The organism is Lysinibacillus mangiferihumi, assembly GCF_003049665.1.
GTDB classification, from domain to species: domain Bacteria; phylum Bacillota; class Bacilli; order Bacillales_A; family Planococcaceae; genus Lysinibacillus; species Lysinibacillus mangiferihumi.
On the sequence record NZ_PYWM01000008.1, the window covers coordinates 135363 to 160119 of the forward strand.

General features: G+C 32.6%; 28 protein-coding genes. 14 read left to right on the forward strand and 14 right to left on the reverse strand.

Annotated features, from left to right (window positions below; all coding sequences use genetic code 11):
* Positions 1 to 27 precede the first annotated feature (27 nt).
* The gene (locus tag C9J37_RS10125) at positions 28 to 1005 is read left to right on the forward strand and encodes an Rpn family recombination-promoting nuclease/putative transposase (RefSeq protein WP_167397291.1); all 978 of its coding nucleotides are present in this window, start codon (positions 28 to 30) and stop codon (positions 1003 to 1005) included.
* A 56-nt stretch (positions 1006 to 1061) separates the two neighbouring features.
* Here the strand turns inward: C9J37_RS10125 and C9J37_RS10130 are convergent, their stop codons facing one another.
* The 6 genes from C9J37_RS10130 to C9J37_RS10155 all read right to left on the reverse strand — a co-directional run bounded on the left by C9J37_RS10130 (position 1062) and on the right by C9J37_RS10155 (position 6032).
* Complete coding sequence (locus tag C9J37_RS10130; RefSeq protein WP_107895234.1) at positions 1062 to 1772, reverse strand: ABC transporter permease; 711 nt, start codon at positions 1770 to 1772, stop codon at positions 1062 to 1064.
* Between the two features lie 16 nt (positions 1773 to 1788).
* A complete protein-coding gene (locus C9J37_RS10135; RefSeq protein WP_107895235.1) occupies positions 1789 to 2667 on the reverse strand; it encodes an ABC transporter ATP-binding protein in 879 nt (292 codons plus the stop codon).
* 82 nt (positions 2668 to 2749) lie between these two features.
* Positions 2750 to 3652 carry a hypothetical protein gene (locus C9J37_RS10140; protein ID WP_107895236.1) on the reverse strand — a complete coding sequence of 301 codons (903 nt, stop codon included), beginning with the start codon at positions 3650 to 3652 and terminating at the stop codon, positions 2750 to 2752.
* A gap of 428 nt (positions 3653 to 4080) precedes the next feature.
* Positions 4081 to 4392, reverse strand: coding sequence for a hypothetical protein (locus C9J37_RS10145; protein WP_107895237.1), 312 nt, complete (start codon positions 4390 to 4392; stop codon positions 4081 to 4083).
* A gap of 196 nt (positions 4393 to 4588) precedes the next feature.
* Entirely contained in the window at positions 4589 to 5449 is an 861-nt protein-coding gene (locus C9J37_RS10150) for a YitT family protein (RefSeq protein ID WP_107895238.1), read from the reverse strand.
* Positions 5450 to 5492: 43 nt separating this feature from the next.
* Positions 5493 to 6032 (reverse strand): helix-turn-helix domain-containing protein, encoded by a 540-nt coding sequence (locus C9J37_RS10155; RefSeq protein WP_024364792.1) that lies wholly within the window; start codon positions 6030 to 6032, stop codon positions 5493 to 5495.
* 376 nt (positions 6033 to 6408) lie between these two features.
* Here C9J37_RS10155 and C9J37_RS10160 point away from each other — a divergent pair, with 376 nt between their 5' ends.
* Together C9J37_RS10160 and C9J37_RS10165 are read left to right on the forward strand one after the other, a co-directional pair.
* The gene (locus C9J37_RS10160) at positions 6409 to 6852 is read left to right on the forward strand and encodes a hypothetical protein (protein WP_107895239.1); all 444 of its coding nucleotides are present in this window, start codon (positions 6409 to 6411) and stop codon (positions 6850 to 6852) included.
* Between the two features lie 363 nt (positions 6853 to 7215).
* A complete protein-coding gene (locus C9J37_RS10165; RefSeq protein WP_107895240.1) occupies positions 7216 to 8370 on the forward strand; it encodes a hypothetical protein in 1155 nt (384 codons plus the stop codon).
* A gap of 83 nt (positions 8371 to 8453) precedes the next feature.
* Here the strand turns inward: C9J37_RS10165 and C9J37_RS28240 are convergent, their stop codons facing one another.
* The 3 genes from C9J37_RS28240 to C9J37_RS10175 all read right to left on the reverse strand — a co-directional run bounded on the left by C9J37_RS28240 (position 8454) and on the right by C9J37_RS10175 (position 10964).
* The gene (locus tag C9J37_RS28240; RefSeq protein WP_158497867.1) at positions 8454 to 8627 is read right to left on the reverse strand and encodes a hypothetical protein; all 174 of its coding nucleotides are present in this window, start codon (positions 8625 to 8627) and stop codon (positions 8454 to 8456) included.
* Complete coding sequence (locus C9J37_RS10170) at positions 8611 to 10038, reverse strand: recombinase family protein (protein WP_107895241.1); 1428 nt, start codon at positions 10036 to 10038, stop codon at positions 8611 to 8613. Before C9J37_RS10170 ends, C9J37_RS28240 begins: the two co-directional genes overlap by 17 nt.
* A gap of 320 nt (positions 10039 to 10358) precedes the next feature.
* The gene (locus tag C9J37_RS10175) at positions 10359 to 10964 is read right to left on the reverse strand and encodes a hypothetical protein (protein WP_107895242.1); all 606 of its coding nucleotides are present in this window, start codon (positions 10962 to 10964) and stop codon (positions 10359 to 10361) included.
* 178 nt (positions 10965 to 11142) lie between these two features.
* Here C9J37_RS10175 and C9J37_RS28245 point away from each other — a divergent pair, with 178 nt between their 5' ends.
* The 8 genes from C9J37_RS28245 (at position 11143) to C9J37_RS10210 (ending at position 16458) form a co-directional block, all read left to right on the forward strand.
* Positions 11143 to 11292, forward strand: a complete 150-nt coding sequence (locus C9J37_RS28245; RefSeq protein WP_167397292.1) for a hypothetical protein — start codon at positions 11143 to 11145, stop codon at positions 11290 to 11292.
* Positions 11293 to 11542: 250 nt separating this feature from the next.
* Positions 11543 to 12094 carry a hypothetical protein gene (locus C9J37_RS10180; protein WP_107895243.1) on the forward strand — a complete coding sequence of 184 codons (552 nt, stop codon included), beginning with the start codon at positions 11543 to 11545 and terminating at the stop codon, positions 12092 to 12094.
* Positions 12095 to 12564: 470 nt separating this feature from the next.
* Positions 12565 to 12762 carry a hypothetical protein gene (locus C9J37_RS10185; protein WP_107895244.1) on the forward strand — a complete coding sequence of 66 codons (198 nt, stop codon included), beginning with the start codon at positions 12565 to 12567 and terminating at the stop codon, positions 12760 to 12762.
* A gap of 226 nt (positions 12763 to 12988) precedes the next feature.
* Positions 12989 to 13219, forward strand: coding sequence for a hypothetical protein (locus C9J37_RS28910; protein WP_107895245.1), 231 nt, complete (start codon positions 12989 to 12991; stop codon positions 13217 to 13219).
* A 780-nt stretch (positions 13220 to 13999) separates the two neighbouring features.
* Positions 14000 to 14227, forward strand: coding sequence for a hypothetical protein (locus C9J37_RS28915; RefSeq protein ID WP_235617076.1), 228 nt, complete (start codon positions 14000 to 14002; stop codon positions 14225 to 14227).
* 143 nt (positions 14228 to 14370) lie between these two features.
* Complete coding sequence (locus tag C9J37_RS10200; protein WP_107895246.1) at positions 14371 to 14886, forward strand: hypothetical protein; 516 nt, start codon at positions 14371 to 14373, stop codon at positions 14884 to 14886.
* Positions 14887 to 15174: 288 nt separating this feature from the next.
* Positions 15175 to 15480 (forward strand): hypothetical protein, encoded by a 306-nt coding sequence (locus tag C9J37_RS10205; protein WP_107895247.1) that lies wholly within the window; start codon positions 15175 to 15177, stop codon positions 15478 to 15480.
* A gap of 243 nt (positions 15481 to 15723) precedes the next feature.
* Complete coding sequence (locus C9J37_RS10210) at positions 15724 to 16458, forward strand: hypothetical protein (protein WP_107895248.1); 735 nt, start codon at positions 15724 to 15726, stop codon at positions 16456 to 16458.
* Between the two features lie 87 nt (positions 16459 to 16545).
* Here the strand turns inward: C9J37_RS10210 and C9J37_RS10215 are convergent, their stop codons facing one another.
* Together C9J37_RS10215 and C9J37_RS10220 are read right to left on the reverse strand one after the other, a co-directional pair.
* A complete protein-coding gene (locus tag C9J37_RS10215; protein ID WP_069511957.1) occupies positions 16546 to 16740 on the reverse strand; it encodes a hypothetical protein in 195 nt (64 codons plus the stop codon).
* Between the two features lie 21 nt (positions 16741 to 16761).
* Positions 16762 to 17304: a hypothetical protein gene (locus C9J37_RS10220; protein WP_107895249.1), complete on the reverse strand. Its 543-nt coding sequence runs from the start codon at positions 17302 to 17304 to the stop codon at positions 16762 to 16764.
* A gap of 279 nt (positions 17305 to 17583) precedes the next feature.
* Here C9J37_RS10220 and C9J37_RS10225 point away from each other — a divergent pair, with 279 nt between their 5' ends.
* The gene (locus tag C9J37_RS10225) at positions 17584 to 17757 is read left to right on the forward strand and encodes a type II toxin-antitoxin system HicA family toxin (RefSeq protein WP_107895250.1); all 174 of its coding nucleotides are present in this window, start codon (positions 17584 to 17586) and stop codon (positions 17755 to 17757) included.
* Positions 17758 to 17807: 50 nt separating this feature from the next.
* Positions 17808 to 18191, forward strand: coding sequence for a type II toxin-antitoxin system HicB family antitoxin (locus C9J37_RS10230; RefSeq protein WP_107895251.1), 384 nt, complete (start codon positions 17808 to 17810; stop codon positions 18189 to 18191).
* A gap of 143 nt (positions 18192 to 18334) precedes the next feature.
* On the opposite strand, the gene C9J37_RS10235 is transcribed toward C9J37_RS10230, so the two are convergent.
* Complete coding sequence (locus C9J37_RS10235; protein WP_107895252.1) at positions 18335 to 19624, reverse strand: hypothetical protein; 1290 nt, start codon at positions 19622 to 19624, stop codon at positions 18335 to 18337.
* 755 nt (positions 19625 to 20379) lie between these two features.
* Entirely contained in the window at positions 20380 to 21990 is a 1611-nt protein-coding gene (locus tag C9J37_RS10240; protein WP_107895253.1) for a glycosyl hydrolase family 18 protein, read from the reverse strand.
* A gap of 543 nt (positions 21991 to 22533) precedes the next feature.
* Between C9J37_RS10240 and C9J37_RS10245 the strand changes: the two genes are divergently transcribed.
* On the forward strand, positions 22534 to 23400 hold the full coding sequence (locus C9J37_RS10245; protein WP_107895254.1) for a helix-turn-helix domain-containing protein: 867 nt from the start codon (positions 22534 to 22536) through the stop codon (positions 23398 to 23400).
* A gap of 46 nt (positions 23401 to 23446) precedes the next feature.
* Here the strand turns inward: C9J37_RS10245 and C9J37_RS10250 are convergent, their stop codons facing one another.
* Positions 23447 to 24664, reverse strand: a complete 1218-nt coding sequence (locus C9J37_RS10250) for an MFS transporter (RefSeq protein ID WP_107895255.1) — start codon at positions 24662 to 24664, stop codon at positions 23447 to 23449.
* Between the last annotated feature and the right edge of the window lie 93 nt (positions 24665 to 24757).

Consider the following 24757-nt stretch of genomic DNA (forward strand, 5'->3'; position numbering starts at 1 on the left):
TGTGGTAAATCAATTGGAGTGATGCGCATGAGTGTAAAGACTTTTCGTAAAATCCCACTTGAAAAATTTATAGATTTAAAAGTAGATTATGCTTTTAAACAATTATTTGGTACGGATAAGAATAAGGCTATTACTATAGTATTCCTGAATGCTTTATTAAATCGTACAGGGAGAAACGCTATTAAAGAAGTTACTTTTATAAGTCAAGAATTTGGTAGTGAACATGTAGATGATAAGCAATCTCGCTTGGATATTTTAGTTAAAACACAAGATGATTTATTTATTAATGTTGAAATTCAATTAACCAATCAATACGATATGATGAAACGAACACTGTACTATTGGTCAAGAATTTATACTTCGCAACTTCGTAAAGGGATGGGGTATCATAAATTACGACCGACAATTACTATAAATATTTGTAATTTTACATTATTTGAACACACTAAAAATTATCATTCTATTTTTCAACTCTTTGATGATCAAGATAATTTGAAAATGGATGATGTACTTGAAATACATTTTATCGATATTAATAGGTTTATACAGCAATGGTATGCAAAACAATTGGATTCTTTTAAAAATGTCTTGGATAGATGGTTAATGCTATTGGGAATGGTTGATGGACGTAAAGAGAAAGTCTATAAAGAAATTTATTTAGAATTGGAGGAGCTTGCCATGAAAGATGAGGAGTTATTCAATGCTATGAATGTTTGGCAAGATTTAAGTCAATCCCCTGAAGATTATTATGCATATCAATCTCGTTTGAAATATATCCTTGATGAGGCGGCGAAGATAGAAGATACAAAATATATAGCTGAGCAAGAAGGGTTATTAAAAGGAATAGAACAAGGAATAGAACAAGGAATAGAACAAGGAGAAAAAAAGGTGCAGAAGGAAATTGCGTTAAAGTTATTGAAGAGAGAAACCAATATTGAAACAATCGCAGAACTAACAGAGTTAACAATTACTGAAATTGACCAGTTAAAAGAATTGCTTGATTAAACCTTTAGGTGCCGGGCACTCGAAATTTTCACAATTGTATGGGTGCCAGGCACTTCTTACATTTTCTTTTTTCGATTCAAAATAAAAAAGTATAACCATATTACTAGTATGCTATAAATAAAAATCCAAATAAATTGCCAATAAAAACCGGCTGGTATTACGTTGATGCTATCATCTGAACTCATCATTTCTAAAGAAAGATGTACAGGGGGTAAGAGCCATAAAAGACCCTTTACTTGTAAAATAACGCTTTTTAACGAGGCAATAGCTAAAGAAATAATTAAGATACTAAGTACACCCCACCAAGAATTTTGTCTATTTTTTACTAGTTCTCTTGTGAAAATGGCAGAGAGTGCAATAGCTAGAATAGAAAGGCTAAAATGAGCTAGGAAGCCCAATATGATATGCCATAAACTTGGTCGTTCACCAAATGCACCGATTATTATAGGGTACAACACTGACACACAGCTTAGACAAAAGCCAATTACGATACAAATCAAATAAAGCGTAACAAAATACACATTTTGCCCTTTAGCATGTAGTATAGTAATGACTTTTTGTCCTTCGTCCTCCGCATGAAATATTGTTACTGTAAACCATCCCATCAGTAAAAAGAGAAGAGTCGAAGTAAATGAGTAACTATCCAATATTGGGTTTGGTACAAATGCATAATTGACTACCGTACATAAAATGAAAATGAAAAAAGGCGGAAGATATTTGTAAGTCCTTATATAGTTACTGAATTGATAGTGTAATAAACTCATCATGTATCTAATAAACCTCCTAGAAATGGGTATGAAATTGTTCTTTCTTTGAATTTAGAGGCATGAGCTCTTTAATGGAAGCTTCGTGTTGAAGTAAAGCCAAAAGGGCTTTGTCCGTATCCCTGCTTTTTACAGTTACTGTAAGCTCTTGATTGCCATTATTTAATGTGCGCATTTGATTGATTTGGATAAAGGAAAGTACTGAATCAAGTGATTTATGGCTGGGAAACTCAAACACTATTTGATTGTTTTGGTTAGAAGCTTCTGAAAATGATTCCAGTTGTTTCACTTGGCTACCTTCAATTAATAAAATCCGATCCACCAGGTTTTCCAATAATTTGGTTTCGTGACAGGTTAATAAAATACTATATCCTTTCTCTTTTAAAGACAAAAGGGTTTTTTCTAGTTCATTTTGGGCACGAGGATCAAGTCCGGATAAAGGTTCATCCAAAATTAGAAGATGTGTTTCTTCAAGCATTGCCTGCATAATCATAATCTTTTGCTTCATGCCTTTTGAAAAATGAGTAATTCGTGTCGAACGAGCCTCAAGCATATTGAATATCTCAAGTAATTGATCTATTTTTTCTTGTAATGGCTTCCGAGGTATTCCACTTATTTTACCCATATGAAAAAGATACTCTTCTGGCGTAAAGAGTACATGTGAAGGAGTAATTTCGGGGACGTACCCAATTTTTAAAGATTGTACATGTCTAGTAACTGCGCCACTATCTGAATCGATTATACCTCCAATAATTTTTAGTAGCGTACTTTTACCAGAACCATTCTTCCCTACAAGTGCGACAATTTCCTCTCCATAAATGGAAAATGAAATGTTATCTAAAACTTTCTTTGTTTTATATTGTTTAGAAATATTTTGTACTTCCATTAACGTATTCATTCGTACACACCTTTTTTATTAGTGATTAGTGCCAGTCACTCGAAATTTTCAGAATTGTTTGAGTGACAGGCACGTAAAAGAATCAGGTACTGTAATATTTATTTAGTGCTGTTTCCAAGCGTTCTTCTAAATGTTGTGAAATATAGCCAACAACAAATTGCTCTTTTTCCATTTCAATTTGCGAGGATTTAAAAATTTTTGCGAAAAACCCTGACTTATTCTCCATAGAATATTGCTGTAGTGCCTCCGTGCGTAGAGTGGATACGATTTCGTTTTCAATATGACGCTCACGGATTTTTTTGACGATATCTTTGACACTACCTTCTTGTAATTCTACCATTTGCTTTTGGAGATTTTCATTTAAATGTTTCAATTCGGCTGTTTCATTTTGAATTTCCTCTATTTGGCGGCTTGATTCGGAAGAGAGCTCTTGTAGATTTTGCGCTAAAAAATCTTGATTAATCGTAATGTTTAATGTCCCTTGCTTTTCATCTGGTTCCATATGAAATAAACCAGTTTGTATCATTTGTTGAAGGACACTACCTAATACATCGACTTTGTGGGCTAAATTATCCGTAAAATCAAGAGTAGTGGCAGTAATTTGATGTTTAATCTGTTGATTACTGTCATCAATACCTAGCAGTAGTTTTAGACCTTTAACACGGTATTCATCCTTCAAAAGTAGAATCATGCGAAGTCGTAAAATAGCAGGGAGGTCTAAGCGAATATTAGTGGTTTGATGATAAGAGGCGCTATCAAAAATATACTGATCGAAAGGTTTGATATAATAACGCAACATGGCATCTGTTATTTCAAACCAACCTGCAACTTCTGAAATGCTATAATATTTTTTTTCATGGATATGTGTTAAATAGGCATCACCATAAAGTGTTTCTACTAATGGTGTATGTTGTAGTACGATAAACAATGGATCATGTTGCACAACTCCGAGTACCAACTCTTTTGCATCACTTATTTCTAGCATTGCTTCTACACCTCACTTTATTTTTCTTGAACTAAACTCTCTACTAGGTTTCTATTCTTTTAAGTGCAAATGTATGCCTATTTAGGGTAGGATTATTTGATGTTTTTAAGCTTTCTAGTGAGATGGTAGTTTGTTAAATGGAGGAGTGAGAAAACTTCTTCATTAATGGTGTGCTTCCAACAAACTAAATCAAGAATGGTGGTAAACAAAGGTTTTAACTAAACACGTAATGCTAGAGCGAATATAGAAGAGTCAATTGAAGTCAGCCATAAAGAAAATCGAGTTGATCAAAACAAAAATAGCCTTTTACTAGCCTTTTTCGAAAGTATATCTTTTCTTTAATGACCATGAGCTTATAAAATTCAGATTGAAGCCTATGTCCATTATTTATGTAATCTTTATAATATTTGAAAGCAGTACGAAAATGCCTACTTTAATAACAGTGGGTGGATAGAAATCAGATGATTGCTTAATAGCTGTTCAATGAGCATATCTTGCATTTCAGTAAATATAACGTTGTCCTTTATTAGAATTTGCATCTCTGTATACTTATACTGACATTGAAATTCTCGGATATACTGTGTAATAATTGGCAAATTGTCGTTATTTTTAATTTCTACCTCCACAAAAAAAGGCAAAGTTAATTGGGGTGGTGATAAACAACCACGGCGAATCCAAATAGCTTCATTTACATAATAACGAATTGGCAATTGGCGATCACTAGCTATAAATAAGTCCATTAAGTTCTCCTTCAAAATGTAAAGTCACATGTATAAGAAATATTATAATTATAGCTTTTTTAGTTGAAATTGTCTTGAAAGAGCCTTTAGACCAACGCCAGATGTCATTCTTTTCTGTAGTTGCACCCAGGATCTGGATTACACGGAAAACAACAAATAAAAAGTAAGCAAGAGATGCACTTGCTTACTTTTTGTATCAGTGAATATCGCGTTTTTTGAAATTGCCACCGCGCACTTCTGAAACATCAGAAATGACGACAAACGCACTGCTATCTATGTCTTTAATAATGGATACCAACTTATTTTCTTCCATACGGTTAATGACACAGTTTAATATTTCAGTTGGTTCGTTTGAAAACCCTCCACGCCCTTGTGTATAAGTAACGCCACGCCCTAAACGAGCTTGAATGGCATCCCCAATTTCCTCAGATTTTGCACTGACAACACGGACGTCTTTGGATTTTTCTAAACCAACTTGAATAATATCAATAACGTTTTTCGCAATATAGTACGTTAAAGCGGAATATAAAGCACTCTCTAAACCGAAAATAAAGCTTGCCCCTAAGAAAATAAAGGCATTGATAAATAATATAATATCTCCGACTGAAAACGGTATTTTACGTGATAGTAGTACGGCTAATACTTCAGAGCCATCTAAAGCACCACCATTACGTAAAACAATTCCTATACCAATTCCAAGTAACATACCACCAGATAAAACAATTAATAAAGGATCATTCGGTCCTAAAATTGTTTTAACGTCATGTAATAGAACTGTGGAAATCGATAACGCAGCAATCCCAGCACAGCTCATTAATGCAAATGTTTTTCCTACTTGTTTGTAGCCAATATAGATAAACGGAATATTTAATACAAAGAGTAGCACGCCTAATGGAATTTCAAATAAATGGGCACCCATAATACTAAGACCTGTAACACCACCATCAATCACATTGTTTGGTATTAATACAGCTTCAAGTCCGTATGCTGCAATGATTGCCCCTATAATAATCATGATAAATTTTCGTATATTTTCAAGTGACTTGCTTTTTTTCATAAATCTTCTCCATTTCCTTACAAATTAAATCCTGTTTTGTTACTTACGATTTTGGAATAATATTTACTGCGATTGTTTTTGTTTCCGTTGTATGGCTTGAATCGGACATATTATAGTATCTCGTTAATAAATCGTTCAAATCATTTTGAAAGTGGTTAAACTGTTCTTTCGTTAAGGATAAGTCAAGTAATGAAAAAGTTGCAGAATCTACGATATGTTCATCTTCTTCACATAAGTTTAAATAATTTTGATACTGAGACAGTAGAGCTAATTGATAGTACGAAATATAGTTAAGTTTTTGCTTTTTCGTTAGTATTGACCAATCCTCCTTACTTATTTTTGCAGCATCTTCATTTAATGCATAAAATTTTTCCGTTACAGAACGTACTTTTCGCTCCTTCACAATTTTAATGATGCTTTCATCCATTAATATTTGAATGTGGCGATATAAAGTAGCTTGCGGTACATCTTTAATAACAGAAATCATCTCTAATGTACTTAAGCCTTCGTCTGTATTATGCATCAGCGCTTGTAAAATTTTCATTCTCACAGGATGCATTAAAACCTCTGCTTTATTACGCATCAACGAGCCTCCTAATTGAAGAAATGATATGTAGAAAGAAAAAACAAATGTTATCATTTTGAGAACATTATCAAAAAATATATTATATTTTTATCCAAATGTACAGTAAAATGCTACCGGAATTTTTAATGCATTATGTAAGCTTGGGCAAATGTAACTCATATTTGACATGACATAATGGTCAGAAAAATTAGTGCAAAAAAGAAGACACTACCAAATCAGTTCTCCTTCATTTCAGAGGTCTACTATTTCTTTTACAATTAAAAAGGAAGTTAGGCTATAGTAATATTTTTAACTTAGTGGTTAGTGCCACTGTAACTTTTGTATAATTTTTCCGTCTAATATTAAAATTAATAAATTTGAGGAGGGATACTAGTTGGTTAGTGCGACTGTATTGAAAAAGTTGGTTATTCCAATGGTATATGTAGCTGAATGGATTTTGTTCTTTTATGTTTTTCTCTGCATTGTTGCTTTCAATATGGTGAATTTCACAAATGTTATTGCTATAGATATGGCTTGGGAGGAACCCATTAACTTTACAGCATCTTTTGTTAACTCATTGATAGTAGTGTTGGGTATGGGTTTAATTTGTTTCTTTTACATCAAGTTTTTAGCAGGCAGTAGAGCTTATAAACGCTTCAAAGAAGTGGTGTGGGGCGTTTTATTCGCTATAAATACAGTAAGTTGTGTGATTTGTGGGAGCATCGTTTATGGTTTTAATTTTATTCATGTTGATGGAATATTACTGCTAATTACTGCTTTTGTTAGTGCACTTTTAACAATGCAAATTATAATGAAACAGGATTTTGAAGGTCAGTAAAAAATAATTTAGGTTGTTCATAACATTGATGATCTCTCCCTTTACTAAATAAAGCGTATGGAGACGCATAGCAAATAAATCGAGGTTGATTCTTTAGCTAGTGCGTTTTCACGCTCATAATTTTCCAAATCCTATTGCATCAGCATAAAAAGCTTTCATTGAATAATACATTTGTGAATTTTCGCTATATTTAAATAGTAATAATAACCATAAAAGTATATTATAATAAAGGATAATTAATTCTAGCTAATTTACAAGTATCTAATTTAATAAACTTTTTTTGATAATTAATGAAACATTTTCTATAGAAAATACGTATAAGTATTAGTAACACCAATCTGTTAAATTAAGGAGAAATAAAGTATGAAAAAACCATTTAAAAAAACTTGGATGATTGCATCAGCATTTACACTAGGGATGGCTATCCTGACGCCACTTCAAGCGGGAGCTACAACATTAGAAACAAAGGATAGTAATATTAATGTTCAATTAGAACAAAAAATATCTGGAACTATTAAAGAAGTCTTCGGCGATGGCATGAACTTGAAAGGAATAGATGGTAAAAATTACTTTATTAGTTTTAGTAAATTTTCTACTGAACAAATTGAAAAAATGAACTTAGTAGTAGGACAAGAAATTTCTATAGAAGGTAAAGTAGTAGACGATTATTCGGACTTTTATACATTTGAAGTGTATAAAAAAGACCTTCCTAAAGAGGTAACTAAGGAAGATTTAGGAAAATTAGAAAAGTTGTTTAACGAAATAAAGAAGTTAGAAAAAGAAGCGTCAGTTGAGGTTGAAAAAGAAGTAACAGAAGAAGAATTTGAAAAGAAATATGAAGAATTCGAAAAAATTTATGAGGAAATGTATAAAATTACAAAACCTTATATATTAGCTAATTGGCAACCGGAGACTTTTGAACAATACTTAGAAGGCTTTGGGTTTAGTGAGGGAAATATAGCTATTAAAGAAAATGATAAAAAACAGCTTCAAGCTATTTATGAAGAGTGGGTAAAGCTTGAAAAAAGTGGTGATGAAGAAAAAGCTAATTTAAAATATGAAGAGTTGTATACAATCCTTCAACCATATCTTGATGAATTATACCCACCACAAACGTTTGAAGAATACATGGAAGGAATGGAATTAGACATTCCTGCTGAAACGATGGCGAAGTTAAAAACGTTATATGAAGATGCTCAAAAAGCTGAAAATGACGACAATATGGAGTTGTCTGAAACGGTATGGAATCAATTCCATGATCTTCTTAGTCAATTCATCGAGCCGTTAACATTTGAAGAATACATGTCTGATTATGACTTCGAAGTTAGTAAAGAAGATAAAGAGCAATTAAAAAAGCTGTATGAAGAAGCCATGAAACTTGATAATGAACAGGCTGACGAAAAATGGGAAGCGTTTTACAACATTCTAGAACCTTATTTTGCTTTAAATAAAGAAATTCTATTCTTCGCTTCTAAACTAACAATAAACAACCAAGATTATCTTCCACAATCAGAATAATCTTAACCATAAAAAATAATTCAGCCATCTGCTAGTAATCGACAATCGATAATAGCAGATGGCCTTTAAATTTTCTATAAGATTTATAGTAAAAACATTGCCACAATGGTCGTTACAATAAGACCTATCGCTACAGGCAATAAATTGCGCCTTGCAAGCTCAAATGGACTTACATTGCAAATCGCAGCTGCTGGAATGAGCGCCCATGGAATAAGTGTACCGCCACCAATAAAAGACATATTATTTAGCTGTAACAATGGTTATTTCTCTAGCTTGTTTACTGCTCCTATAATCATCCTTTGTATCAACGACTATTTGTTCGAAGATGGTGGTCATTAATTGTTTGCGTTCGGTATCATCGGCATTGATCCATAGGGTGTCAATATTGCGAATAATGGCCCGAATTTCCTCATGATGACGATCGTCCAGCAACTGTATCTTTTTTAAACTTGCTTGAATTTCTTTTTCTTTGTTACGCAATTTTTCGCTGTCTCGAATTAACTCATCAATACCAATAATATCATGTTCAAACATCGTTTTTTTCTTGTGTAAAAGCTTTTGCACAACAGCTAATTCCTGTTGTAATGCAGTCAATTGTGCCACTGGAAAGCTAGCATCCCCCTCATTACTTGTAAAATGGCCACCGACCAAGTCATCCCATTGTGCAAAAATGGCTTGCACTAAATTACTTTCTAAAATCATATGACTAGTACAAGCTTTACCAGCTTTCTTACCAGAACATCGATATGTTTTTTTCTTGCCCGCTTTATGACCAGCCATCGAATGCCCACAGCGTGCACATTTTAAAAGCGAGGAAAAATAGTAATTGCTCGTTTCACGCTTTCCACCTAATGTTCTACGCTTATCTAACAAATCTTGTAGTGCCCAAAATTCATCTCGATCGATAATGCGTTCATGATTACCTTCAAATAGCACCCGTTCACGCGGTGGTTTTTTTATGTCTTTTGGATTTAAGCTAAACATTAAATAACCTGCGTATGTTGGATTATTGGCAATATCCCGCACACTATCGACATGCCATTGTCCGCCTTTTCGAGTAGGGACGCCTTTGCTTGTTAATTGCTTGGCAATTGTGTAAAACCCCAATGTCTTTGCTAATGTAAATATATCCCTGACAATTTGAGCCTCTTCTTCATCCATCATTAATGCACCATTTACTACTTGATAGCCATAGGGAGGGGTGCCACCTTTCCAGTAGCCCAACTTCACTTTCTTTTCCATGCCTAAACGCACCCGTTCAGCGGTATTTTCCCGCTCCCATTGCGCAATCGCCGCTACCAACGTAATAAACAAACGTCCCATTGCATTGGTCGTGTCGTACACTTCCGTAGCCGATTTAAATTTACATTCATATTGGTCCAATTCAGCCAAAATCGTATGCAAATCAGGCACAGAGCGAGTTAGACGATCTAGCTTATAGACAAGTAAAACATCAATGCCCCCTTGCTGAATGCGCTGCAACATTGCTTGAAAATGGGGTCGATTTAAATCTTTAGCAGAATAGCCATCATCGATGTAAGGCGCCTCAACAATTTCCCAACCTTGTGACACACAATAAGCCTCTAATTTTTCAATTTGTGCAGCAATCGAAAACCCATGCTTCGCCTGTTCGTCGGTACTAACGCGAACGTAGATAACGCATTTCATTAGTATGTCACTCCTACTCTTAGAGTTAACTATTTCTAAGAACGAATAACAATTTTATAGCTGACTTTTACACAGATACTTAAATGCCTTTAACGAAAGAGGGATTAAAAGATATACCATAATTTATTACTAGCATCATACGTTTTAGACTAAACTTTATCGTTTAATATCGGAATTATTCTGTAACCTTGTGGGGCAGTAAGTAAATGATGCGAAGATAAAAAGATTGATTAATTTTAATGGAAGGCTGTCATAATGGAAGTGGGATTTGGGTCAATGTAAATAACAGATGAATGATTGAAGAAATGAATTAAAATTAATTAGTTTCTCCAAATATTTTCGAATGTTTGTGCCTCTAGTTGAAGTGCTTGAAGGATTTTAGGGTTTGCTTGCGTGGCTACATGTAATTTAGCTGTTTTCACGTTTAACACAGCAAATACAATGTTTGGTGGATAAGGGTCTTTAGATTGTGCTTCTAACATTAACGTTAGGATTGGTTGAATGTTGCGTTCATTAATTTTTTCCGTATTCCCTTTAAAAAATAATTTTATTAAGTGGGGTACGCCGTCAATCACTAAACCCAGTTCGGGAGATGAACGGACTACTAAGCCATTAGTTGATGTCCACATGGATTTAGGTGGATCAAACCATTCGATTTTCTTGTTACGTGTAAATTTTTTAAATGCCTTTATGGCTTCGGTATAGGAATTGATTTTTCGTTCATGGACTTCAGTTAGTAATGAATCTAATTGATTGAGAGATTGATTTTGCTCATAGCACAATTTAATACGTTCTCGTAACTGCTTCCAATGATCTTTTACTGGATGATACTCGCCTTGATTTTTAATATCATTAATTTTGTTGATCTTTGCCAGCATGGTTTGCCTAACGGTGAAATCGATAAACTGTGTTAAACCAACAGACATTTGCTCTTTTTCTGTTGTTTTAATTTTCAGTCACCTTCCTTTCTACAATCATTTTAACAGAAAGGTCAAGGAATGGGGATATTATTTTAGATTTAGTAAGTAGTGAACAGACTATAAAATTGTCTTATTGCAAGTGACAAGCCCATTCGACATATTCTGATAAAAAGGAGTGTGGGAAATGACGGCAGTCAAAATGACAGAAGAAAAGGTACGAAAATTATTGCCGATTATTGAAAGTATTCTGTCGCGGGAATATGGCAGGAAGGTAACTCTAAAGGACTTAACAGTGGGGGGGATTACAGTTTATAAAAATGATTGCGCGAAGTAGCGTAGTCTCTAGATTATTGGGACAGGCTCTGTAATAATAGCTTGTTGGGATTCCATCAAAACTAACCGAAAGGATTAATCAAGAATACAAAAAGATAGCAGAAGAAATGAATTATAGTTCCATCTACATTTACAACAAACATGCTCAAATAAAATTCCTTACAATAATAAGTATGTTTGCTTGTCTATCATTTTCTTAATTACTTTTATGATATATTAAAATTTAATATTCAAAAGAAGGAGACTGAAATATGACAGAAAAAATAATTGTTCGAAAAGTTAAAGAAGCACTTTCCGGAATAGCTATTGGATATTTTGACACCGCAAAAAGTTATAGTTTTGATGAATATTATAAATATTTTAACGTTGATGATAAAGAGACTCGAAAATATGCGATATTACTTTTTACATCTATGTTAGGAAATTGGTATAGTAAATCGGCTTTTGCTTTTAAACCACAGAAAGAACGTTTAAAATATGATGATGGAATAAATACTGATTATTTCAATTTCGAGAGTTATTTATCTTCACTATTAGATTGTTATCAATATATTGAAAAAGACTTTCCTTATATGTTTGAATATATTGTAACGTACTTAATTTTGATTGAAAAAGATAAAAGTTTAAGCTACGAAGAATGGTTTCCTGAAATCAATTCAGATATATTTAAAGAACTTCGGGAGAAAATATTAAATCCTAACAGCAATTTGGCTCAGGGTGGACATCCAATAAAATATTTATTTAGAGAAGTTGGAATTGAACCATTTTTTTTAACAGATTTTTTTGAAGAATCATTTTTTTAGTAAGTCATATTTAATAGAGTGTGGATTTTTTATCTACAATATTTAATTTATAAAATAAATATACAAAGTGAACTTCTTAACACCAGGAAAGTTCGCAAAAAGTGTAGTAAATTGATATTGTGATAATTTTTCAAAAGCGCACTGAAATGCTTTGAAAAAATATTGCTTACAATAATAAACCACGATCACTTGTATGTTGCTAAAAACAAGCATTTAAGTATTAGTTATTTACGCTTTCCTAACGAGTTGTAGGTAAAGACAGATGGTATATCATATAAATGACCGTCCTTTTAAACCTTAGATGGTTCATAGACTTTAATGTCAAAACAACTTAATAAGACGATTGCGGAGTCGTCAACACTACGAAGAGGCTACTAATTTGGTAGTCTCTTTTCTATGTATCAGATTTGTATTATTGGAATTTTGCTCCATATACAATATCATTATTGCAGAAGGAGAGTGGTTACCATATGAAGGGATTATCAATAATATATTGCGAGGCAAATGGTGAAGGGCTTGTAATGAGAGAATTTACAAACACAATACCAGTTGTACCTGATGTAGGAGATAGAGTAGGGTTAGGCGATGTATTTTACAAAGTGGAACGACGCGATTTTGTTTACTTAGAAAATTCTAATACTGTAGAAGTATATATTTTCGTGGATTAATGTATTGAGTCACATTTAACAAGTGAAGTGACCCCTAAAAGTTAGACACGGTTATTTCATTAGGCAGCTTGGATAAAACGAGTTCGGTACTGCACCAATTCAGCATTTTAATATGTGAATATACTAAAACTCACTTGAATTAACACAATGATTATTGTTATCTTTGTAGAATCTAATTACTTTAATAAATAGCGGTAAAAATCAATTATATAAAGGGAGTGTAAAGGTGGACCTATTACTTTGGATAACTATTGGTTTCATAATAATTGGATTTATTATTCTCACTTCTATGAAAAAAGATATGGAAAGTAAGGTCGCTTTTATAAAAGCAAATATGGAAGACGAGAAAAATTCATCAAAAGCTAAATCTGTAATTTGGTGGATATGGAGTACCACTGCTTGGGGGATAGTGAGTATGTTTCTTGTTGTTTGGTGTTTTCATAATCACTTCGGATAACTGTTGGCTTCAAATGTGCTAAAAACAAGTACTTTTGTTTTAATTATCTGAAGTATTACTGTAATGTCTATTCTTGAATAATAAATACTATATACATTATAAATTCAATAAACGTTCCAAATGAAAGTTTGGACATACACCAAAAAATCACGAATGTTGTTAAATCAACGTTTGTGACTTTTCTTTCGAACATTATTTATTCAGCTTTTTATGCAAAGAGCAGCTGATCCATTTTTCAGAGTTTTATAATCTTACACCACCACTATCGAATGGTTTTAACGATTGGTGCAAAAGTGTGGTGAATGAAATGGCTGAAAGAGAAATCTAACTATTTTATTTGGCTGTTAATGGTGCATTAAAAAGAGGGCTTGGTTCTTAAAAGTTAGTTTCAATAATGTTTTATGAACTCCAAAGAAGAAAATCCAAAATAGAATTTTACGTAACTTAAGTTAACACTTAATCACAAATTAAGACCTCATTTGTAAAAGTAAAAAATATAAAAGGTGATACATATTAGTCAAAAATACTATGTATCACCTTTTACTTCTTACGCGATAATCGTTTCTTTTTTGGATATTTATGTTAAAATTGATTTTGAAGATTGTGAAGTGTGCTTAAATTATTGATGAGGAGATATAGATGATGAATATTTATTGGTTAGGTGGAGGTCTTTCTCCTCTTGATTGAGAGTCTTGTTTTTTAACAGTTTCTGAATACAAAGAGAATTTAATTGAGAAAAGAAAGAGCAACCCTGATTATTTTGATATGCAAACAGGTGGGGTGGATAAATTATTTGCTTTTATAGATAAACGTGTCACGTTTGCTCTAAATAACTTTAATGAGACGTTGGAAGAATACGGTAATGAATTAAGATGCCCTCCCATGATTACTCCAATACCTAGAGGGGAAGATAGTAATGAGGCAGATTTTATCATAATTTTAAAGCGAGATGAAGATGGAGATACAGAAGTTTATTCTCCATATCCTATTTCATATTTAGAAGATTGAGAGGGCCCGTATTGGTTATTAGTAGAAAAAACTCCATTTGATAAAGAAATACACTTAAACTAACGATGTTATTTTGCAATAGTAGTGCTTTCTTATAAAAATAACGTGAGTATAAAATTTACAATAAAACAGGAGGATTAATGTTGGAAATTAATTTAAACAAATCTTTTGCTTGGAAAATGGGAGAGATGATTGAATCTGGCCTAATAAATTATAAGCATTATATATTATTTTGTGATGAAATTATCGATAAATCTGAAAGTCCTCCTTATTGGATTATAGAACTTTCATTAATAAAATTTCAAAAGCAAGCAGTTAGAATCGTAAAAGAATTTGCAAATTCGGAACCATTTGAAAATCATCCTGAAATAAATGATTTTTACTTGGCTTGCTTATTTTTAAAATATAAACAACGTCAAATATCTTGGGCAATTTTTCTTTCTAGTTCTGGATGGTATTGTGACGGTTCCCATTGTTCTATCCATTGTGAATATTTTTATGACCTACTAAATGCTTACGAAAATTCTAAATATAGTAAAAAATTAGAAAAAATTCAAGTAATAGATGTTGGAAATCGTCTTAAGAGACATATCAGTGAAGCACAAGTCACTTATAGGATATTTGAATATTACTTTGACAAATATGTCTCTAGTTCTTAATGAAATGCTATCTTCGGAGTTTTATAAGCGCGTGATTTGGAAAATCGTTATTTTCTATACAATCACTTTTTTATTTGTTCTTTATCGAGGTTAATAACATTAATCTAATCCGATTTTAAGATAAATCTCTAGTATTAGAAATTAATGTAAATTTTGTAATCAAGCCATTCATTTTGAGTGGCTTTTTATTTTGTCTTTCCTCTCGCAGACGTTATAAAGAACGGGAAAAACTACTATCGAACAGTTTAGGGATTCCATCGAATAACTAAATTGGGCAAGGAGGACATCATGAAGAACAATCTATTTTATTTAAAAACTTTTTTACCTTTAGCTATTCAAATGTTTGCCGATGGTGGGGAAGGAAATTCTTCAAAGGATCATCCACCACAAGGAGATGGCGGAAACGGACAAGGGGCTACATTGACACTTGAATCGGTTCAATCATTTCTAAACGACAATGATGAGGGGAAGAAATGGCTACAGTCATTTGCTGATACACGTGTAACGGAAGCTATTAAAACGTATGAAACGAAAACTCTTCCTAAGAAATTTTTTCTCTATTCTTTAGCTTACTTTCGTATCCCTTTTTCTTGATGCCTTGTATGGTGTATTAAAACTGTAATCCCGATACTTAGAACATAATAATTAGTATCTAAAACATGTAAATTACTATAGATGTTGTGGTAAAAATTTATTTTAAAGTTGGAGTAACATACTTGAAATTATAATAAAAAATACTGCTTTTGTTATATTTTTGACATCCTCTATTTCTATTGATAAAATATTACGATATTAGTAGATAAAGTAAGTATTATAAAATAGAGTAGGAGGAGCATAATGAAAAAATTATTTTTTGTGTTATTAGCAGCGGTGGTATTTGCGATGGTGAATCCAACAAAATCAGAGGCTATTAGATATGATGGTGCAGAAGTATATAAAGACCAAACGGGGAAAATGACATTTACCAAAGACATTAAGATTTATAAGAAAAATGAAGATGGTACATTTGATTCGCTAGTGGTGAAACGCAATAATTATTTTAGAACATATGAAATTGAAAAATATGATGGCAAAACCTTTTATCAAATGGGGCCATATCGAGTACAAGCAACCAATCTAGTAGTTTTTAGAGAAATACCGATGAAAATTCGCGCATCTTTCTATGCAAATGTAACGTATATCAATATCAATCGTAACAGTGGCGAATATGGTAAACTCTTTACGGAATGGCGTGATACTTCCATATCAGATATGAATGGTGATCAAATGTTACGATATTGTGAGGACACTGGAAATGGTTTAAAGTGCGAAAAGCATTATCCTGGTTCAGATATGAAAGTTCTTGATACAAAATTTAAAAAAGCCGGTGTTCGTTATGAAGTAACGGAAGACTCAGAAGCGAAAACCTATCCATTAGAAGGTTCCAAAACGGAAAAAGCGATGCCAAAAGGAAGCATAGTTTATTCAGTAAGTGATTCCATTAATGCTTACCTATGTGTAAAAGAAGACTTGGAAGCAAAAGATGAACAATGTACGTGGCTTCCTATTGGAATATTAAAACCAATTTATTAACGTGCTGACATAGTGAGAAAATGCATATTTGTATCGTTTTAAAGCCCAGGTGCTCGAAGAATTTTGAGCCTGGGCTTTATTGTTATCTTATTCTTTTTTTTTCGTTTTAATTTGATAAGTAATGCCAAACACTATGTTAAAAATTAAACAAAAATTTAACGGATTTAATAAAGCCCAAAGTAAACTTGATTCTAATGCTAAAAGCAATAAAATCCACAAAATCAAGCAGACATAATAGGCCAATATCATGGGCAAACAAAAAACTTTATCTAAATCCAGCATACAATTAATTCCTCCTATATACTAATCAAAACAAGAGGACGCTGCACCTGACATTGCTCCGCCTGCTGCACCTATAATAGCTCCTCCAGCAGCACCTACCGCATTTCCGATAATAGGAAGAACGGATCCGACACCAGCTCCTACCCCTAAGCCACTTAATGCACCAAGATAATACCCGCCAAGAACACCTAGTGTACATTTCCATTTAGAACGAGCCAATCTAGTCGTATGAATCGGTTGTTCATGGTTATGTAATTCTATAATCAGTCCATTAGCAACTGATTTATAAATTAAATGCACCTCATTACCATGACTATCTATCGCTTGAGTTGGCAGTATTTCTGTATAATCACCTTTTGTAATCATTATATTTCCAACTTCATCATTTTCAATTTTTGCGTCTTCATTTAACAAATCTAAACGCATGGTACTTTCATTTAAAATGGTAATGGCAAAATCGTTTTTCTGTTCAGCTGCAGAAACAGTGGCTGCAGGTAAGCCAATATTTGCCGTGAAAAAGAACAAGAGAACCAAACAAGTCAGCATAAAAAATAATTTCCTCATTTGTATAACGCCTCCTTTAATATTCTGATTATTCTTATATTTTAAATAAAAAACATAAAACTGAAAATATAATATACAAAATTGTAACAAAAAAATTTGTTTGGAATTCAATAGAGAATACTTTAATCGATACTTATTTTTAAATAGCATGATACAGATTGTTTGAATAATAAAAGGGTATTGTTCATTAAATTGTGTAATTAATATAAACACAAAAATATTTGAACCCCTTTCTTTTTGATACGTATAATACACGTATAGCGGAAAAGGGGTTAAAAAATGAAAAAGAGAGAGTTAGAGAAACGCTTCTCGGCTAAAGGACGGGAATTTTTGACACATGGAGGTAAACATGATATATGGGTGTCACCAACAGGCAAGAAAGAACAAATCCCTAGGCATAGAGAAGTTGATGAAGGTTTAGCAAAAGGGCTCATTAGAAAGCACAACCTGTAAAAGGGTTGGCTTTCAAGCCCAATAAAAATAGAAACGAAAGAAGGTAGAAAATGAAAAATGTTGTAGTTTATCCTGTGGTTATTTCACCCCTATCAGCAGACGGTTTTCACTTAGTGACAATTCCTGATATTGACGGGATTACCCAAGGGGAAACTATTGCTGAAGTTATTGAGTATGCAAGGAATTATATAGGTAATGTTATAGCTTTTGCTGATGAACCAATAAATAAACCGAATACTGTTTCTTTTACACCAAAAGAAAATGATATTGTAACACTTGTAGATGTTGATATAGAGGCACATAAGAAAGCTTTAGATTTAACACCAGTTAAAAAAACGTTAACTATTCCTAGCTATTTAAATGATTTAGGTATGAAACAAGGTATAAACTTTTCCCAAACTTTAACGGATGCTTTAAAAGACAAATTAATATAATCAATAAATTAGCATAATAAATTTACGAATAATTTAACTCTCTCTTTTTATTTTCGGCTTGATCATTTCAAGCCGTTTTTTTATTTTTTTCGAATTCTTTCCGTTTTGCTTTAAATTGATACCTTGTATTAGAAGCCCCTTTATCATATGTCTTCCATTGGTGACAGTGTACCGCCACCAACCCAAATGCCAGTGATTTGTCCGAGTGCGGTTAGGGTGGCTGTACCTCCTCCAATCGCATTGCCAAATAAGCTACCTATTGAACCAGCTAGCGAAATGCCAGAGAATCCCGAGCCGTCTAAACCTGTAATGGCACCTACGATTGCAAGAGTCACGACCGCAATTTCTTTCGTTAATGGTACAACGGCAGCTAAGCCGACACCAAGATCATTGACAATGCCATGCGAAGCGGAAGGGAGGTAGTCACCGATAATTTTGGTGAATCCGGAGTCACCAAGATAGAAGAAAGCTGCAATGGGGATAACGGGTCCAAATACTTTAAATCCAAATTGGAATCCTTGAATTAAATAATCTGTTGATTTCTCAAATCCTTGTTTTTTATGTGCAACAAGACAGAGCACTAACAATATAAAGACAGCCGTTCCACCAATTAGAGCAGTAGCGTCACCGCCTTGCAGTTTTAATACCGACATGGCAATAACATCGAGCAAAAAGGTAAATGGAATAAGTATCGCAAAAAATCGTTTTTGTCCGCGGGTAAGCAAATGTTCATCTTTCAGCTGTTCTATACCATCATTCGATTCAGATGAAGTTGTTAACTGAAAAGTGCCTCGCTTCATATCACGTTTTAATAAGATAAAAGCAGCTATCGTCGTCACAAGGCCCATCGTCATAACAAGCGGAATACTGGCTGAAACGACATCCCCTACTGGAATACCCGCAGCATCTGCAGTCAACTTTGGAGCGCCTTGAATCACAATATCACCAGATAAAGCAATTCCGTGACCAAATAAGTTCATTGCCATGGCAACGCCCAACGCTGGTAAACCCGCTCGAATGGCTACAGGTAGTAGCACTGCTCCCAATAATGCTACAGCAGGAGAGGGCCAGAAAAACCAAGAAATAATCATCATTAAAATACCAATTGTCCAATAGGCAAGTGTCGGTGTTTTAATAATTTTTGTAAATGGTGCAACCATGACCTCATTAATACCAGAAGTTATTAACACACGACTCATTGCAACAATAATGGAGATAATCAAAATGGTCGATAACAGCTCCGTAATCGCGTAAATAAAGCTGTTAAAAACCCCGCTTATAGACGAGGTGAGATCACCCGTAGCGATAATCGCAAGAAGGAAAATGCCAAGAATACAAATGAGGGTAGTATCCCAACGTTTCACCATAAAGCCAATAATTAAAACAATAAAAACAACATAAATCCAATGGAGAGAAGTAAGTTCAATCCCCATATAGTTTCCCCCTCAAAATAGGTCTAATTATAGAATATGAGACGAATTTTAGATGGTGATTAGTTTAGGAAATAAAAGGAGGGAGTCGATGTGATAAAAATACACAGCAGGTTCATGTCATAATAATTGTGGTTAAAATAGAAAATTTAAACAACTTTTTCTATTAAATTTATAATAATGCCATTAGTCATTGGATTGTAATAGAACGTCTTGCTTTAAAACAATTCATTAATCATTGTTAGAAAAAAACGAACTAAATTAGTTGAACTTGAAAATTCTGCATAATATGCTACTGATACAATTATGCTGACAAATATGACTCCAATGTCCGGTGGCATTTGGGAGAGGGAAATATGTGATACGGTGAACCATATCATAAGTAAATGTGGTCCTGGAGAGTAGAAAAGCTTTGGGGGCACTCCTTTTTTTGTAATTCATGTTCCAATCTGCTGTGGACGTTGTGATATGTGAACACCAATTATTCTATAGTACGCATCATCAATATCTTGGTAACTTTGCTAACTGTAAATGTTACACATTTTAGTGAACATTGATATAAATATTAGCAAAATAAAAAAATGTACACTATTAAAATTGAATTTAGTAATGTACATTTTTATTAGATGTGCGACATTATAAACAAGCTATGATGTAAGAAACCATCGATGTACAATTCGTTTTATAACTGCCTCATTTTTGTTGAATAGCTGTTTTATTTAAACTAGTTGAGTTATTATCAACTATTGTGAAAGGATTTATTTTTTTACTGCATACTTTTCTAAATCTGCACTTGCCCGGTTTACCATCGCTGCCATTTGACCTCTCGTAACATGATCAAATGGATAAAATCCTCCATCTTCTTTTCCCTTAATAATCCCTTTACTACTTAATTTTAAAATATCCGCATATGCCCAGAAATCTTTTGGAACATCATAAAAACTGGACTCATCCGTAGGTAATGGATAATTTAATACTCTCGATAATATACCTGCTAATTGTGCTCTTGTGATATTGGCATTTGGATCGAAAATGTTTTCATTTGTTCCATTCACAATATGATACTTATAGGCAATTTCAATAGCACGTTTTGCCCAATGATTTGCTGGCACATCCTTGAAATAATTAGGTACAGTTTCGTTTGTTGTGTCTAAACCGATGGCATTAATAAGGATAGCCGTAGCCTGAGCTCTTGTTAAATTACCATTTGGATCATAATTGTATTCGTTTTTGCCGCTAATCCAGCCTTTTCGGTAAAGGGCCATAATATCCTGTTCTGCCCAATGATTTTCCGTATCTATAAAGTTATGTTCCCCATTCGCCCAAGAAGAATAAAATTTCCAAATACCATTATCCGCTTGAGTTAACTCCCAGCTACCTGTTCCTCTTAAATGATATTTCTCTACAAGTCTTAACTTATATTTTAAAGATAAATCATTTTCGTACCATATCGTGTAATTTCCTGGTACTAGCTTTTTGCCACCGATATAAGTAGGAGAGTCACTGCTTTTTACTGTAAATTTGGCAAATGCTGATTTTGAAGTATTATCAAAATGAAATTTTCCATTATGGCTATTCACAATAGATTTGACGGCATTATTAGCAATGCCGTCGCCTCCAATTTCCACATCATCTTTCCAAATTCGTCCATAAAAAGGAAGCCCTAATACTATTTTATTTGGATGAATCCCTTTATCTAATAAATATTTAATCGAATTTTCAACAAATGATAAACTTGCGACAGGACCAACTGAACCACCATTATAGCTTTCATCATACGCCATCACCATTAAATAATCGCTATACTCACTTAGTTTCTTGTAATCATAAGAACCATGCCACCCAGTTGTCCACCCATATGGATTTGCAGCGACTGCTATAGATATTGTTTTATTATTAGGCATTTTTTTACGTAATAATCGGATGAAATCTGTAAACTCTTCTTTATTTGTATCGTTTAAATTTTCTATATCAATATCGACGCCATCTAAATTATTTTTCACAACAGAATTGACGATTTGAGTAGACAATATTTCTCGATTTGTCATTGCGATTTGTGCCAATTTACGGTCCCAATGATTAGAAATGAATGGCACAACTTTTAATCCTCTATTATGCATTGCATCGACTAAACTTTTATCAATCGTAGCACTCAAATTACCATCTGCATTTAAATTAAAAAAGTTAGGTGTTGCCGTATTTAACGCACCTTGGGTCATATCTATATTTTTTATGAAAGAGCTTGTATTTCCGCTATATAAATAGGACATATGTATATCACTCGCTGAGGCGTTAGCACTAAACGGAGTAGCTAATAAAGTAGTGAGCATAGCTGGTATTATCAAATATTTTTTTAATGGATTCTTCATTACTTTCTTCCTTTGTAATAGATTTTATCCACTTTATTATCTATTACTTTAGTAAACGTTATCAATTATTAAAATATGGTTTCATTGAGTTGTTTTGTAAATTGATGATATGAAGGGTTTAATATAATCACTACTTTGAAGCAGGCTATTTTTGAGAATGTTTTACCATTTGAAAGTAAGTATTAAAGAAAAAATCGTAGGGTTTCAAGTTACCCAATGTCGTGTGAAATTTCTAATTTATATCAATATTCGCTATTTGCAGTTATAAAAAAGTAGACTTTTTTTCTGAAGCCACACTATAATGTTGTTAAAGTAATATATTTTTAGTAATAGGGTTAATATCTACATTTATTGAGTGAGTAGATGATTGTATATAAAACAAGAAAATAAAAACAGTAATCTTGAAGCTAAGTGATGGATTAGTTAAGAAAGAAAAAGACAGGTACTGACTGATCTAACACAGTTGAGTACCTGTCTTTTATTGATTCTAGAAATTTTTAGATATTGAGAAATTACTTTAAAACATGATAAAGGTGATTTTTTATGGATAACTTAGGTAATACTTTTCGCAAGTTACGGTTACACAAAGGTTACAGTCTTCATAATACAGCAAAAGATATAATGTCTGTTTCTCATTTATCTAAATTTGAAAGAGATGAAACTGGCATTACTGTTTCTAAGTTATTATTGTTACTTAATCGAATTAATGTAAGTTTTGAAGAATTTTTCTATATCCATAATGAATTTAAAGTAGGGCATTTTGAAGAATTAATTATAAACATGAAGGAAGCTTATTTACGTGGAGATTTAAAGTTTTTAAATAAGTTAAGAAATGATGAAATTTGTAAATTTGAACTAACTAATGTATTGTCATATAAATTAAACAGTATCATGATCGAAGCAATTATTTCGGACCTTACTGACAACAAAGTTAAACAAGAAAATTTAAAAATACTCGTTGATTATTTATGGCAAGTAGAAGTCTGGGGAGAATATGAAATAATTCTTTATGGAAATACGTTACATTTATTGGATATAGATACTGTAATTATGCTATCATCAGAAGTCATTAAAAAGAGTATTTATTTCAAAAACATGTTAAGTTACAAGCGTAATTTATTTGATATCTATTTTAATACTATTAGAACATGTCTTGAGCATAATAAGTTGAAAGAAACCGAAGCATACTTATATGAATTAAAAAATCAAAATATACCTGAAACCTTTATTTTAGAAAAAACAATTCTAAATTTTTACTTCGGTATATTCAAAATGCATACAAAATATAAACAAGGTCTTGAACTTGCTCAAGAATCAATATATATATTACATAAGGTTGAATCCTTGAATCATGCTCTAAATTATGAAGAATACTTACAATCATATATAAAAAAGCTTAAAAACGAATAAAAATATAATAGCCAGCTATCAATAAAAAAACAGATAGCTGGATTTTTTAAGAATGCCTTTCTTCTAAGACTTCCTTTTTGTCTCGTAAAGATGGTAAGTAGAAAATCGTTACTAAAGCAATGAATATTAAATAGGCTGCAATAATAAAACCTGTATTAATTATGCCGATACGATCAATAAAGTATCCGAAAAGTAGATATCCTGGCAAGCTTACTCCAGTGTAAACGAAATGGTATAAGCTGTATACTCGTGAAAGATATTTCTCTTCTACATTGCTTTGTAAATATGTATTTATAAAAATTAAAAATAAACCTTGTGCAAATCCACCGATAAGTAATCCTATTAACAATACCGCTAGTGGTAATTTCAACGAAAATAAAGCGATAATAATACCAAAGAATAGACTTGAAGCATAAAGCCCTATTTTAGGATTAATTCGTTTGTATAAGTAAGGCGATATGAAAGATCCTAAACCAATTCCAATCAAACTATATGTGGTAATTATATATAAATCTTCATGTGGTCGTTCCAATATTTCTACTAAATACGATATTAAATAAAGATCCACTGATGAACCAACTAACCATGCAGCACCAAATATTTGAAAAAGCTTACTATATAATTTATTTACTTTAATATAAGCTAATCCAGCTTTTACGTCTTGTATGATTGTTTTCGGTTCGTTGTTTGATAAATTTTTGTGATATGGCTTTACTGCTAAAATCATTATCATCGAAATTATGTAAAATGAGCCCATGATAAGTAGCAAACTAGAATAACTCAATCCACTTTTAATCAACCAGGCCCCCACGCTATAAGAACCTATTTTTGCAAAGAGCATTGTGATTTGGATATAACTATTTGCATTCGCTAAATATTCCTGCTTAACAATTTTGGGCAATAGAGACGAATTGGCCGGGATGTAAAATACATTACACAGTACAATGGCAAAGATAAATAAATAAATTATAGTAGGTGTTAAATGAATCGTGTTAATTATTGCTAGACATCCAACTGAAACAAATCGTATTATATCAGTAAAACTCATGACCTTTTGAAGGTATTTTCTTTCAATAATTGCCCCTGCTGGCAAAGAAAATAGTATTGCTGGGAGTGTAGAAAATATAAAGAAAATTGAAAGTCCGATAGCGTTAATACCGAAATTACCCAATATAGATAATAGAATTATAAATAACATAGCATCCGCAAATACACTAAAAAAACGAGAGAAAAACAGTAAAACAAAGTTATGATTTTTAAACATAATAGCCCCCCTAGGCGAATGATTACTGGCTTGTCATCTTTACTTTGTAAACTACTCACCACTTAGCTAAACCAAACAATTCTTAACGCTTGA